Origin of the sequence: Butyricimonas synergistica DSM 23225 (assembly GCF_000379665.1) — a bacterium.
GTDB classification, from domain to species: domain Bacteria; phylum Bacteroidota; class Bacteroidia; order Bacteroidales; family Marinifilaceae; genus Butyricimonas; species Butyricimonas synergistica.
Window position 1 is genome coordinate 52173 of the sequence record NZ_KB903359.1, and the last position, 13368, is coordinate 65540.

A 13368-nucleotide genomic window follows, 5' to 3' on the forward strand; every position below is an offset into this window, starting at 1 on the left:
AAATAACTTAATCGCAAATCACCCAATCACTTAATCGGTCTACATTCTCTCCGGCATCTCAATCCCCAACATTCCCATCGCGTTACGGATAGCCACGCTACATTGTTGAGCCAACAACAAACGCAAATTCCGAACCTGTGCGTTCTCCTCTTTCAAGATCGAATAATCATGGTAGAACTGGTTGAATTCCTTCGCCAGATCGTAAGCGTAATTCCCGATCAATGCCGGACTATAATTATCCCCTGCCTCTTTCACCACGGCAGGCAACTTGGCGATCAACTTAATCAAGTTCTGTTCCTTCTCCGTCAATCCGGTATGTATATCACCCAACACGATCTGTATTCCGGCTTCTTCCGCCTTACGCAATACCGACCGGATACGCGTGTAAGTATATTGGATAAAAGGACCCGTGTTTCCATTAAAATCAATCGATTCCTTCGGGTTAAACATCATGGTCTTTTTCGGGTCTACCTTCAAGATAAAATACTTCAATGCCCCGAGAGCCACCTTGCGGTACACGTCTTCCGCTTCCTCGACAGAATAACCGTCCAGTTTTCCCAACTCCTCGGAAGTCGTCCGTGCCGTGTGGATCATCTCCTCGATCAAATCGTCGGCGTCCACCACCGTTCCCTCGCGGGACTTCATCTTACCTTCCGGCAACTCCACCATCCCGTAAGACAAATGCTTTATTTTATCCGCCCAATCGAATCCCAATTTTTTGCAAACCAGCGATAATACCTGGAAGTGATAGTTCTGCTCGTTCCCCACCACGTAAATCTCCTGATCCATATTAAATTCATTGAAACGATCGTACGCCGTACCGATATCCTGGGTCATGTACACGGAAGTCCCGTCATCCCGCAACAACAACTTATGATCCAAACCGTCACCTGTCAAATCCGCCCACACGCTACCCGTGTCTTTCCGGTAAAGCACACCGTCGGCAAGTCCTTTCAACACAATATCGCGCCCTTTCTTGTAAGTTTCCGACTCGAAATATACCTTGTCGAACGCGATACCCATCATCTTATAAGTTTCATCGAACCCCTTCAACACCCAATCATTCATCTTCCGCCACAAGGCAACCGTCTTCTCGTCCCCGGCTTCCCATTGGCGCAACATCTCCTGTGCCTCCAGCAATATCGGGGCTTGCTTCTTGGCTTCCTCCTCGGCTACACCCTTATCCATCAATTCCTTGATCTGGGCTTTATACTCTTTATCAAAACGCACGTAATAATCTCCCACGAAATGGTCTCCCTTTGTCCCCGTACTCTCCGGAGTGGCACCATTAGCAAACTTCTCCCAGGCGATCATACTCTTGCAAATATGGATTCCCCGGTCATTCACCAGGTTTGCCATAATCACCTGATGACCATTCGCCTTCTGTATTTCAGACACAGACCATCCCAAGAAATTATTACGGATATGCCCGAGATGCAACGGCTTATTCGTGTTCGGGGACGAATACTCGATCATGTACGTCTTCCCGCTCGGTTCCTTCGCGTACCCGTACTTCTCTTCCCGCGCCACCTCGTTCAACACCTCAATCCAGTAAGCGGCAGAAATCACCACGTTCAAGAATCCCTTGATCACGTTGTAAGTCTCCACTTCCTCAATATTTTGCTTCAAATACTCACCCAACTCCTTTGCCGTTTCTTCCGGTGACTTTCTGGAATATCGGGTAAACGGAAAAACAACAACGGTCAAATCCCCGGCAAACTCTTTGCGGGTTTCCTGCAATTGCACATCTTTCTCGGTCAATTCCACTCCATAACAAGCCTTCACGGCTTCCAGCACTTGCTGGGTCAGCATTTTCTCTATCGTCATATCCTCTAATCTTTTTAAATACTAATATCCATTAGTCTGCAAAAATACAATTTATTAGAAGAAATACCCGTAAAACACTAAAAATTTACCTGATTATAATCTAAAATCCCTACCTTCCTCCCAATATCTTCACGTACTCCGCGTAAGCCACCTTATACTGGTAATTAGCAGACACCACGCTCGTGTATGCCTGCAACCACGTGGCTTGCGATGAAAGCACATCCAGAATAGGCAATTTCCCTTCATTATAACTGAACGTGTTCAACTTCAAATTTTCCTTGGCTATATCCAACGTGGAATTGGCAATCTCCACTCTTTTCCACGTCTCGTTAAGTTTCACCCACGCGTTAGCCAATTCCTGCTTCACCTGATCTTTCATTTTACTCATCTCCAACTCCCTGCTCATCTCCATTGCCTTATTCTGGCGGACATACTGGCGTTTCTCGCCCCAATTGAAAACAGGCATGCTGAACTTGGCAAAAGCCGTCGTGGCAAATTTCTCTTTCCCATCCACGTTAATCAATGGAGTTCCCCACGATTCCTTCATTCCGACAGCGAATTGCGGCAAATATTTAGAACGGATAATCTTCGTCTGTTGCTTTGCCAGATTGAGATTTTGCGCCGCAATCTGGTAATCCGCCCTACGTTGCAAGGCTACCTCCAAAGGTTGCAAAGCAGGCACCACCACGGGTTGCTGGATAGAATCCACGAGTACCACGTTTTCATCCAACGGTGCCCCCATCATAATCTTCAGCGACTGCATAGCCATCCGGTAATTCATTGTTGCCGTGGACAATTGCAATTCCGCTTCCTTCAACCGGGTTTGCACCATCAACAAATCGGTCTTACTAATCGCCCCTTCATCAAAACGCTTCTGCACAATACTGCCCAACTCGTTCACAATCATCACGAACTCCCGGGCAATAAAAAACTGGCTCTCGTTCGCCGCCACCGTCCAATAATTCACGTCGGCAGCGTAAACAATATTATCCGTCGTCAATTCTTCACCCAAACGGGCTATTGCCTCCTGCAACACGGCTGCATCCTTTTGCTTCCGCACGACACTTCCGGCATAAACATTCTGTGACAACGTCACCTCCGCCGCGTAATTATCGTGCTTCATATCCACTCCCTGCATAAACTCCACGTCCTCGATCTGGTAAGAATAATTTCCCCCGACCTGCAACTTCGGAAAGAAACCCGTCTTAATTCCCTTCAAAGCATACATGGCAGCATTCACCGCCTCCTTTGCCTGCTTTATATCCTGGTTATACTCCAACACCTTCGCCCGGTACTGCTCCACGGTCAACGTCTGTCCCGTCACCGCACCCGCCAATACCAACAAAACCCCTATCGTAACAAAAACTCTCTTCATAACTTAACTAGCTTTTATCCTAAATATCAAACAATACGTCACCGGAAGAACGACAATCGTCAACAAACTCGCCACAAGCAAGCCGCCCATGATACAAGCCGCCATCCCCCCGAACATCGCATCAAACAACAAAGGCAACATACCCAGAATCGTCGTGCCCGAAGCCATCGCCACCGGAACAATTCTCGACTTCGTGGCTTGCAGCACGGCATCCAGCGGAGCCAATCCGTTTTCCTGTTCTATACCGATCTGATCGACCAGCACAATCGCGTTCTTGATATTCATCCCGACCAGTCCCAACACTCCCAACAAAGCGAAAAAGTCGAACATCTTACCCATCACCAAAAGCCCGAACACGACACCGATAAAAATCAAAGGCACCATCAGCAAAATAATCGTCGGCTTCCGGTAAGTCCTGAAAAGCAACAGCAACACGATAAACATCAGGATAAACGTCAACGGCATATTGGCAGCCAAAGCCTCGTTGGACTCCGCCTGGCTCTCGTCCTCCCCGAAAATCTTCATCGTGTACCCCTCCGGCAAATCCATCTGTTTCACCTTACTCCACACTTGCGAGAATGCCGCTTTCGTGTTAGCTCCCCGTTTGGGGTCACATTGCGCCATCATCACCCGGTCACGGTTATAGCGTTTAATCACGTTATAATTGTAATTGTAGGCAAAACTATCCACCACTTGTGCCAGCGGCACCGTGAATCCCCGTGTAGCGAACACGGGCAAAGTCTTCATATTATCCAGATTCTTGGCATCGAACCCGTCCTCTTTCAGCAGCATAGGCATAAACAAATCCTTCTCCCGGAAATCCCCGATTGCCAACCCGTTCGTGGCAATCTTCAAAGCATAAGCCACAGACTGCCGGGTAATTCCCAAACGTTGTCCCCTCTCCTGCGAATAAGCGGGTTCCCACACGGGCACCTTATTTCCCCAACTTCCCCGCACGTCGGTCACCATATCACACTCCCGCATCAACCCCATCGCCCGCTCCGTCAGTGCCGACAACGTATCTATCTCTTCACCGATAAACCCGATCTCGATAGCCGCCTCCACTGCCGGCGACATTTTAAACAAAGAAGACCGGATCAACATATCCGGGTAATTCTCCCGCACGTAAGTATTCAGACGGTCTTCAACAACCGGCGATTGCTCTTTCTTCTGCACCTCGATCAACAAATTCCCGAAATTCGCTTTCGGACCGAAAGAAGTACTTGCCAGATAATACCGTAACGGCGAACCGCCAATCGTCACGGACACGTTCGTCACCTCCTCCTGCTTCATCAAATAGGACTCGATATCCGCCATCATCTTCTCGGACTCCCGTATACTGAAACCTTCCGGCAGAAAACAATCCGCCCGGAAATAAGGTTTATCCATACTTGGGAAAAAATTCTGCGGCATCACCCCCATGATATACATGGAAGCCAGGAACAGACACACGACCGACACGATAGTCACCACCTTGTAGCGAATCAATCCCCGCAACATACCGACAAATTTATTATAGAACTTCGTATCGTAAGGATCTTTTGTCGCGTCACCGGAACTCTCCTTCAATATAAAATTACCGAACACGGTGGTCTGCGTCAATGCCAGAATCCAACTCAACGCCAGCGACACCGCCAACACGATAAACAAAGGCTTCACCATCTCCGCCACGGAAGAAGGAGCCAAATACAAAGGCAAGAAAGAAAATATGGCAATCAACGTGGCTCCCAGCAATCCCCATTGCGGTACGGTCGCCCCCTTTATCAAGGCATCCCGCCGCCGCATTCCTTTCTTGATCAATATCTGGGCATTATCCGTCACCACGATAGCGTTATCCACCAACATACCCATCGCGATAATAAATGCCGCCAACGAAGTACGGTTCAACCCGACTCCCATAAACTGCATGATCAGCATGGTCCCCCCGATAGAGAAAATCAACGAAGAGCCGATCAACAACCCCGCACGGGCACCCATCACCAGCAGGATAATAAAAATCACGATCAGCACCGACTCCACCAAGTTCAACAAGAACCCGTTATTCGCCTCCCGCGCGATCTCGTTCTCCGGGTAAAGCGTCACCAGTTCAATTCCCACCGGCATCAACTTCTCCAACTGGCTCAACCGTTCCTTCACCAGATCACCCGTTTTCACCACGTCACGTTCCGGGTCTGTCGAAACGCCGATCCCGATCGCACGTTTACCATTTACCCGCATCAAATTGCCGGGTGGATCGAGGTATCCTTTCTCTATCGTGGTAATATCTCCCAAACGCACCTGCTGTCCCGCTTGCGTAACAATCAACTGGTTGCGTATATCATCCAGCGTCTTGTAAGTCCCGTCCGCCAATATCTTCAATTCCAGATTCCCCGCGCGCTTCTCCCCGGTATTAATCAAAGAATTCTGGGATTTTATCGTCTGTATCAAAGAATTCAAGTCAACCCCGGAATTCGCCAACTTCGACATCGTGATAAACACATTCACCACCTCCGTCTGCTCCCCGTACAAAGCGACTTTCTGAACCCCGTCGACCGACACCAATTGAGTTTTCAACTTCTGTCCCCATTCCCTCAAATCGTGATACGAGAACCCCTCCGCGGCAGTCAAACCGTAATAAATACCGAACACGTCACCGAAGTCGTCCGACACGCTGATCGTCGAAGCCCCTTGCGGCAAGGCAGGTTGAATATTCAGTACCTTCCGGCGCAACTCGTCCCACATCTGCGGCATCTCTTCCGGTGGGGTTGCCGGGCTCAACTCGATTTGGATCTTGGACATCCCGTAATAAGAGTCCGACTTGATCTTCTGTACCCGCCGCATAGACTGTATTTCCCGCTCTATCGGCTCCGTGATTAACTGTTCCACCTCGGCAGGCGTCGCCCCCGGGTACTTCGTGATAAGAACTGCCGTTTTAATCACGAAAGGCGAATCTTCCTTTTTACCCAACAAGTCAAAGGAAAGCACACCCCCGACCAACAAAATAGCCAAAAAGAAATAAATCACTTTCGTGTTATCCAGCGAATATCTTGCTATATTCATAACCTCTCCTTATTTTAACAACTTCACTTTCTGTCCTTCCGTGATATAATTCACCCCGGCAACAACAATAATATCATCATTCGTGAGTCCCTTCTGCACCATAATCTTATCGCTCCCGAACAATTGCCCGATCTCCACGGCTTTACCGTGCACCGTTTCGGTCTTCGGGTTATACACCCACACCGAAGTTTCGTTCGTCGTCGGATTCTTGAACAAAGCACTCATCGGCACGATATAACTATTCTCCTCCGTTGTCTCTATTTTCAAATTCACCTTACAAGAAAAACCGGGATAAATATTATGGACATCACGGGAGAAACGGCTATCGTCAATAACCAGTTTCACGGGTATTCCCGTCCCGTCGGGCGAAGCATCGATAAATTCCTTCACTCTCGCCTTAAACCAGATGCCCTTGTACGTATCAAACTCCACGGTCACCGTCATCGGCGTGCGAGTCAGATCGACACTCGTTTCCGGCAGAGTAAAACCTACCGCCAGTTTATCGGGATTCACCAACTTGATGATAGACTCTCCCGGCATCACCTTCTGGTAATTCTCCACGAACTTCTTCTCCACGAACCCGTCGAAAGGCGCTCTCAGTTTCGTATCCTCCAACGTGTTGGCAGAAGTCTCGTAAGCCGATTTACCTTTTATATAATTTGCCTCCGCAATCTCGTACTCCTGCTTAGAAATAGCCTGCATCGACAACAATCTTTTATTCCTCTCCAACTGGGATTTAGCCGTCAGATAAGCCGCCTTATTCGCCTCGTACTGCAACTTGTAATCCAACGGGTCTACCGCCGCAATCACCTGTCCCTTCTTCACCTTCTGTCCCTCGTCCACGTTCATCGCCACGAGCGGTCCCGACAACTTAAAGGCAAGATTACTATATTCCTCTGCCTCCACTATCCCCGTGTACACCTTATTGATCGCCCCCAACGCCTCCACGTTAACCACTCTCACGGGACGCACGACATCCTGGTACGTTTCCTTTTTTCCTTTACAACCCACCCATAAAAAAGCAGGTATCATGCAAACCATCCATGTAAATCTCATAAATCTATTTTTTTACACGTATACGGGAAAATACAAGTAAGGTTTGCCACATAAAATAAATAAGAAAAAAAACGCACGGATGGAACTCTGCCTATCTCCCGATAAAAATATTTATACCCCTCTTTCTTGGAATATTAGCCCAAAACAAACAGTATTCGAGTTAACACCGAACGCAAAACTCTTTATACCGGTAACGACAATTCTACTCGCAGGATTATATTTTAACCTTAAAACTCACATCATGTATAACTATACATTCCGATTCCTGGACAAAAAAGAGTGCTTCCGAACACCTTTTTCACCCGAAGATAACACACGATACACATATATGTTACATAACAAAACATACTTGTACCGTCTTAGTGAACAATTAATTAGGAGTAACCAACCGGAACATGCCCTCACGGTAAAACGGCATTTGGCTCGTTTAGCACCGACCTCTTCCCTACTATGCGATATCGGCATATTACATCTAGAAAACGGGGAAATCCATGTAGCCGACAGCCTCTTCTCCAAGGCTCATCAAATGACACCCAATCACATCACTCCCGTGTACAACCGTTTTCTTGTTACCAAGCAAACAAACGATACTCTCCACGGGCTTCGTTTAGCTAAAAAAATCCTCCACATGCCTGTCCGTAAGATAAATAATATCGTATTAAGAGCCCGCCATGAAGCAAAGGAATATATTAAAGCACAGTCATAATCAATATACAAACATGAGAACCACTTTCATTTATATCATTTTTACGCTAATCTCTTCTTGTTCAACAGATGAAACAAAATTAGAAAAAGCATTGCGTCTAGCTGGGAACAATCGTCACGAATTAGAAAAAGTCCTTCATCACTATTCCCAAAAACCGGCAGATTCCCTTCAACTCCATGCCGCACGATTCATTATTGAAAACATGCCCGGACACTACACTCTGGCGGGAAAAGAAATTGAACAATTTAAAGAAAAAATACACGCCGATACTTCCGTCTCCTATTTTGCTAAAAAACTTCTTGAAATATCAATAAGCAATATAGAATCAATTCAAAAAAACGCACAAAAAACTGAAGATGTAGAAAACATTAAATCTGAATTTCTTATTCGCCATATAGATCGTTCCATCGAGCGTTTCATCACTTGCCCTTGGCTACGTGATATTCCTATTGATATATTCATGGAATATGTCCTTCCGTATCGCTTTGAGCACGAACAACCCGAACTTTGGATTGATTCTCTACGCATTACCCCGGATGCATGGAAAGAGATAAATGCATCCGGAATAGCAAAATACGCCGCATGGAATAATATTGAAAAACTGGATTTGACCCGATCAGAACCCCTTTTCCACAAAGACCAAATCATCCAGTGGTTACAACAAGATATTTACGATATGTGCCAACATTCTGCTCTCAAGGATTTATTCAAAAGCAGAGCTTCCGCCCTGCCCGCAACCATAGACTTTATTCCCAACTTTGCCAACCGAAACGGTTTCCATTATTGGAATCGAATCATCTCACCCGAAATAAAAAAGATATCCATGCGGGGAACTCTCGAACGTAAAGCCGCAAAAATATACCGAAAAACATATTCTCTTCAAAATGAGATAATTCCTCTTAAAGGAGAATACATCCCTGAATTTTTTCAAAAATCATTTTACAAAGACGTCAGCGATGGATTAGGGAGCCCTTTATTGGTTGCATAATTGGACCTCCGGCATGGAAGAACGCATATTCACAATTAATGAAAATGACGAAATCCAATTCTGGTGACATGTATCCACCATCACAACTTCAAAATAATGTATCATGCAAACCATCCATGTAAATCTCATAAATCTATTTTATAGCCCTTGTGCAAGCCTCGCAAGCTGTTCCTTCAACAATTCGCCATACTTTTCCTTTAATTTTGCACTTAGGAAAGAGTTTTGAATGACAGTCTCAAACTTGGGCAATAGTTTGATATACTTATTTATCAGTCGTTCTACAATCACATTCTCTATACCCAGAGTAGCTGCTGACCTAATAAAATCTTCTCTTTGAAACTTTTTCTTCCGACCATTCAAAGTTAACGCCAACTCTTCATTATCCTTGGGATTGATGATAGCCGCATTTAGCAAATCGTAAGCAGGGGTCAAACGTATCATATCCTCCACCTCATACAAAGAGAAGTTTTTCAAGTGCATATCGTTATTACCTGTCAACCAAGAGAAAAGTACCAGCTCGAAGAAGTTGGTAACATCCATTTTAGGTAAAGACGAGTATTTCAAAATAGCCTTGCCGATACGTTCATAACTACTTTTGTATTTATGCTCTGTTTGCCTTTCTGTCAATTGGCACATATCTTCCATCGCGATCTTCTCTCCGGCTGGAGTCCTGTCAATCCGGCGGGTAAGATAGCATAGCGTATCATCTGCCATCCGCATCAGCGTATGAGGAACTACCTCAATACGTGCCACCTCTGCAAGGTGCATGGTTAAATCCTCGACCTCTGGCATCATTTCATATTGCGAGGTCTGTGGTTTACAAATATAACCGCCCCATAGCCCGACAATAGTCAATCGTTTGCTGCCCTCATGCTCATTCAAATGCAAGGATAATTTCGGCTGAACACCGGTCAAAGAGGTTTGGTCTCGAATGATTTGCAGAGCAAGCTGGTCAAGTTGTTCTATCGTATAATCAAGAACGGGCAATGTTGCTGTTCCGAAGAACTTCTTTATGCAAGCCGTGTGCATATCCTTTTCCCCCTTTAAAAGCGGACGATAACAGTATAAGCAATTACACATGTTTTCCCTCCTTTTCTTCCAAAGGAATGACGCTTACCGCTCCGATACAATCCTTGCAGCATGTCAGCAACAACGACATCCGGTCAAGAATACTGATATCTGTATTCCGCAATGCAACATCCAACAGCCATCCTTCTGGAATCAAACCGTCGAAAAATGGAAACAGCACAGGACTTGTATATGCTTCGTCTTGTAAAGGCAATGTCATGCTAACTGCCTTCGCCTTTTCAAGAGAGAGATATTCCGGTAAATAGCAGAACTCATACCCTGCATCGTTTTCTGTCAGAATACCAGCTAATTGGTCTTTGTAAAATATATGGGCTTGTCTCATTGATTATTCTTTTTTTGAGTGGCAACCATTTCATAATTGAAAAAGTCAAGGAGCTGATTCACTTTATCGAGGCGTAGCGTTTCCTTTCCTTGTTCAAGGTCTCGCACAAAACGCAATCCTACTCCCGACTTCAACGATAGTTCTTCTTGCGTCAGATTATATTGCTTTCGCAACATTTTGACCGTAGTAGAAAGATTATTCATATCATCATACTTTATACCTTTTCGGGTACAAAGCTAACACAAATATTTGATATTATACCATAAGGGGTATAATTTATTATTTCACCACTGCAATTATATCAGACTGGGTATAATATATCCTACAAAAGTTTTCTGGTCTTATGACCAATTTTCTACCATCTAAGACCCTTCAAGAAATAAAAATGCTCAAAGTAATCCTCGTTCAGGAACGTACCGTTCTCCATACGTTTCTTATCAACAATATATCCTCTAATTGCAAACTGACGTAATACAACACTTGTTGCCCATTGGCGAAATTGTGTTGCACGAGTAGAACTATCTTTTTGAACTACCGAGAATTCCTCGGTAGTTGCCTCTTTAGATAATTCTCCATTAGCATATATATTCTTTAAGTGCAATCCTACATTATCCGTGCTGCAATCAAAGAGCACTCCCATAGCCTTTTGAGTCATCCATAAAGTTTCATCTTTATAGTAAACTTCAATTCCTTGTTCCTTATTATCTAACTGAAATATTAGAAATTCAGCCGTACTGTTTCGTATAAACTTACGCTTATTGTTATTTTTATTCTCTTCCATAAACGAGAACTAAGCAGTGTAAATTATTAATTTTCAGTCTATCAAGTATTACTTTAAAACAATATATCTTATGATTTTACTATTTTCAAGAAGAGGGACTAAATGAATAGCCCCTCTTCTCTATAATGTTACAAAATCACTTACTTCACCAACCCCGCCGTCCGCAAACGAATCTCCGTCAATATCTTTTTCGTGTACAGCGGGAATTCCCCATTGAGCATCCAGGCAAAATAACCGGGTTGCTCTTTTAATACTTGTACCACGGGCACGCCCTTGTTCTTCCCGAAATTAAAGACTTCTACCCCGTCCTCGTTATACACGATAAACCCGGCAAAATCCGCCGTGTTATTCTGTGTCGAAAACTTACTCAAGAAAGCGATATTGTTCTCCAGCGTATCGCTATAACGATCCAATTGGGCTTTCAGCACCTCATAGGTAGCCGTCGTGTCGGCAGCGGCAGTATGGGCGTCTTCCAAATTCTTGTTGCAATAGAAACGGTACGCGGCACTCAACGTGCGTTGTTCCATCTTGTGGAAAATCGTCTGCACGTCCACGAACTTCCGTTTCCGCATATCGAAATCCACCTCCGCACGCAGGAACTCCTCCGCCAACAAAGGGATATCGAAACGATTCGAGTTATATCCGCCCAGATCGCATCCTTCGATATAGCGAGCCAGATCTTTGGCTATCTCCTTGAACGTCGGGCAATCCTTCACGTCCTCGTCATATATTCCGTGAATAGCCGACGACTGCTCGGGAATATGCATCCCCGGGTTCACACGGATCGTCTTCTGTTCCTCTTTCCCGTTCGGCATCACTTTCAGAACAGAGATTTCCACGATCTTATCCTTCGCGATATTAATACCCGTCGTTTCCAAATCAAAGAATACAATCGGGTTACTTAACTTTAATTCCAAACTAATTAATTTTATATCTAATTTATCCGGTGATTCTAAGATTGCCGATTCAAAGATTACAAATGATTTCCATACTCGCGCACGGGTAATCACAGAATCGCTCAATCGGCAATCACAGAATTATCAAACCATCATTGGCATCAACAACATCAACAGATCCTCGTTCTCGTTGTCGCTCTCGTAAGGCAAGAACAAACCGGGACGACTCGGGTCTGACAACTCTAATACCAAGGACTCCGTGTTCATATTCGACAGAATTTCCTGCACGAAAGGAGATTTGAAGCCGATAGCCATCTCGTCGCCCTCGTACTGGCAAGTGATCGTCTCGTGTCCGGACATGGCGTAATCCACGTCTTGCGCAGAAATCACGATCGTACCGCTGCTCAAATCAAATTTCACGAGATTGCTCGCTTGATTCGCCATCACGGACACCCGTCTTAATGAATTATACAGTTCCTTTTTCTCGATAATCACCTTCTTCGGGTTACTCTGCGGGATCACGGAATTGTAGTTCGGGAAACGTCCCTCTACCAGCGTGCACACCATCTTGTAATTCCCGAACGTGAAGCAAGCCATTTTCTCGTTGAACTGCAATTGCAACTCGCTCTCGTCCTTCGGCAGAATATTCTTCAACAACAAAGACGGTTTTTTCGGTAAAATCAAAGAGAACTGATCGCCGTCAGTCTTGGCGTCGAAACGTTTGTAACGCACTAATTTATGAGCATCCGATGCCACGAAGGTAAAGTTTTCCCCGTTCATCTCGATCAGAATACAATTCATCACCGGGCGCAGATCATCGTTTGCCGTGGCGAAAACCGTACGGGTAATCCCTTCCAGCAACATACCGCAGTTCGTGTTGATCGTGGTCACACTCTCGCCCATAGCCGATTGCACCGGGTAATCCTCGGCACTCTCGCCCGGAACGGAAAACTCTCCCTTGTCCGAGATGATCTTCACCTCGTTCGTTCCGGTATTAATATCGAACGTCAGAGGTTGCTCCGGGAACTCCTTCAATATATCCAACAACAACTTGGCGGGAATCGTGATGCTCCCGGGGGTTTCCAGGTTCTCCAACTCCACCTTTGCCTCCATCGTGGTTTCCTTGTCGGAAGCTGTTGCGTACAACATATCATCCTTGGCAACCAATAAAATATTATCCAGAATCGGTTGTGCCGGCTTCCCGCTAATCACCTTGCTCACGGCCTGCAACCGCATTAAAAAACTACTACTTGATACAACAAATCTCATATCTTCCTTTTATTTATCAT

11 protein-coding genes and 1 pseudogene are annotated in these 13368 nt (G+C 45.4%); 2 read left to right on the top strand and 10 right to left on the bottom strand.

The features are described from left to right. Positions 1-39 precede the first annotated feature (39 nt). The 4 genes from argS to A3CY_RS0100215 all read right to left on the bottom strand — a co-directional run bounded on the left by argS (position 40) and on the right by A3CY_RS0100215 (position 7297). A complete protein-coding gene (gene argS, locus A3CY_RS0100200) occupies positions 40-1827 on the bottom strand; it encodes an arginine--tRNA ligase (protein ID WP_018335857.1) in 1788 nt (595 codons plus the stop codon). Positions 1828-1936: 109 nt separating this feature from the next. Continuing rightward, entirely contained in the window at positions 1937-3202 is a 1266-nt protein-coding gene (locus A3CY_RS0100205) for a TolC family protein (protein WP_018335858.1), read from the bottom strand. 3 nt (positions 3203-3205) lie between these two features. Beyond that, entirely contained in the window at positions 3206-6241 is a 3036-nt protein-coding gene (locus A3CY_RS0100210; protein ID WP_018335859.1) for an efflux RND transporter permease subunit, read from the bottom strand. 9 nt (positions 6242-6250) lie between these two features. Next, a complete protein-coding gene (locus tag A3CY_RS0100215; protein WP_040371202.1) occupies positions 6251-7297 on the bottom strand; it encodes an efflux RND transporter periplasmic adaptor subunit in 1047 nt (348 codons plus the stop codon). Between the two features lie 328 nt (positions 7298-7625). Here A3CY_RS0100215 and A3CY_RS22785 point away from each other — a divergent pair, with 328 nt between their 5' ends. Both A3CY_RS22785 and A3CY_RS0100225 read left to right on the top strand, forming a co-directional pair. Beyond that, entirely contained in the window at positions 7626-8003 is a 378-nt protein-coding gene (locus tag A3CY_RS22785) for a hypothetical protein (protein ID WP_155828139.1), read from the top strand. A 13-nt stretch (positions 8004-8016) separates the two neighbouring features. After that, a complete protein-coding gene (locus A3CY_RS0100225) occupies positions 8017-8991 on the top strand; it encodes a hypothetical protein (RefSeq protein WP_018335862.1) in 975 nt (324 codons plus the stop codon). A 138-nt stretch (positions 8992-9129) separates the two neighbouring features. Here A3CY_RS0100225 and A3CY_RS0100230 read toward each other — a convergent pair whose 3' ends face one another. The 6 genes and pseudogenes from A3CY_RS0100230 to dnaN all read right to left on the bottom strand — a co-directional run bounded on the left by A3CY_RS0100230 (position 9130) and on the right by dnaN (position 13348). Further along, positions 9130-10071 (bottom strand): HipA domain-containing protein, encoded by a 942-nt coding sequence (locus tag A3CY_RS0100230; RefSeq protein WP_018335863.1) that lies wholly within the window; start codon positions 10069-10071, stop codon positions 9130-9132. Continuing rightward, positions 10064-10402 (bottom strand): HipA N-terminal domain-containing protein, encoded by a 339-nt coding sequence (locus A3CY_RS0100235; protein ID WP_018335864.1) that lies wholly within the window; start codon positions 10400-10402, stop codon positions 10064-10066. Before A3CY_RS0100235 ends, A3CY_RS0100230 begins: the two co-directional genes overlap by 8 nt. Next, positions 10399-10605 (bottom strand): helix-turn-helix transcriptional regulator, encoded by a 207-nt coding sequence (locus A3CY_RS0100240; RefSeq protein WP_026207141.1) that lies wholly within the window; start codon positions 10603-10605, stop codon positions 10399-10401. Before A3CY_RS0100240 ends, A3CY_RS0100235 begins: the two co-directional genes overlap by 4 nt. Positions 10606-10787: 182 nt before the next feature. Then, positions 10788-11183: pseudogene (gene rhuM, locus A3CY_RS19895) on the bottom strand (RhuM family protein); the annotation flags it as partial. 140 nt (positions 11184-11323) lie between these two features. Then, positions 11324-12100 (bottom strand): 3'-5' exonuclease, encoded by a 777-nt coding sequence (locus A3CY_RS0100250; protein WP_018335867.1) that lies wholly within the window; start codon positions 12098-12100, stop codon positions 11324-11326. 123 nt (positions 12101-12223) lie between these two features. Beyond that, positions 12224-13348, bottom strand: a complete 1125-nt coding sequence (gene dnaN / locus A3CY_RS0100255; protein WP_026207142.1) for a DNA polymerase III subunit beta — start codon at positions 13346-13348, stop codon at positions 12224-12226. Positions 13349-13368: the final 20 nt, after the last annotated feature.